The organism is Moorena sp. SIO3I6 (genome assembly GCF_010672095.1).
The window spans coordinates 1-1,140 of record NZ_JAAHHU010001604.1; the positions used below are offsets into that span (position 1 = coordinate 1).

At 48.4% G+C, this 1,140-nt stretch carries 1 protein-coding gene; it reads left to right on the forward strand.

Going from position 1 to position 1,140, the window contains the following annotated elements; genetic code table 11:
* The first annotated feature begins 51 nt into the window (after positions 1 to 51).
* Positions 52 to 1,113, forward strand: coding sequence for an IS630 family transposase (locus F6K49_RS51575; RefSeq protein ID WP_293028945.1), 1,062 nt, complete (start codon positions 52 to 54; stop codon positions 1,111 to 1,113).
* Positions 1,114 to 1,140: the final 27 nt, after the last annotated feature.

Sequence of the window (1,140 nt, forward strand, 5' to 3'; positions counted from 1 at the left end):
ATATCAAATCCGGGTGTATACTTACTGTTAAGACAGAGCATGGTAAGTTTTATGCCCAAAAGGTTGACCCTGAAGCCCCACCTGAGTTGTGACGCCTTGGAACAGCGATATCGTGAAGAAAAAGACCCGGTGGGGCGAAGCCATTACCAAATACTGTGGTTAATGGCCAAAGGTAAAACGACCCTTGAAGTAGCGGAGGTGACTGGCTACTCCTTGCGGTGGATTCGGGTCATTGCTAACCGCTACAACAATAAAGGAGTTGCTGGAGTCGGAGACCAACGCCATCACAACTCAGGTGCTGAACCAATGCTTGATCAAGTCCAACAAGCTCAACTTTTACAAGCCCTAGAGACCCCAGTAAATGAAAGTGGATTGTGGAATGGACCCAAGGTAGCTGATTGGATGAGTCGGGTGCTAGAGCGTCCAGTGGCTCCGCAACGAGGATGGGAATATCTCAAGCAGATGGAGTACCGACTACGGATACCTCGTCCTGCTCATGTGGACTCGGACCCCTGGGAGCAAGAGAACTGGAAAAAAAAAATAGCAGAACGAGTAGAACAATTGCGCCAGCAGCACCCTGATGCCGAGATTCAACTTTGGGCAATGGATGAGCATCGTCTGGGTCTCAAGCCTATGGTAAGACGGCTATGGGTTCCATGGTGGGACATGCCAACAGCGACCGTGCAATGGCGGTTTCAATGGGTTTGGGTCTATGGGTTTGTCCATCCGGCTACTGGTCAAACCTACTGGTGGCTAATGCCAAAAGTTAACATCTACCTGTTCAATCAAGTGTTAGCAGACTTTGCTCAACATTTTGGTTTAGGGCAACACAAACAGGTTTTGTTGACTATAGACCAAGCGGGGTGGCACACCAGTGAGCAAGTGAAATGGCCAGAAGGATTACATGTGGAATTTCTGCCTTCTTACTCCCCTGAGTTGCAGCCAGCCGAAAGACTATGGCCATGGCTAGATGAACCAATTGTCAACCGCAGCTTTGAGAAAATTGAAGAGTTGGAGCAGATAATTTGCGCTCGCTGTTGTGTTTTACTCAAGCAGTGCGACTTCATTCGTGGTCTGACCCATTTTCATTGGTGGCAGGCAGCCAAGGCTTAACGATAACTATTTAACCGGATTTGATAT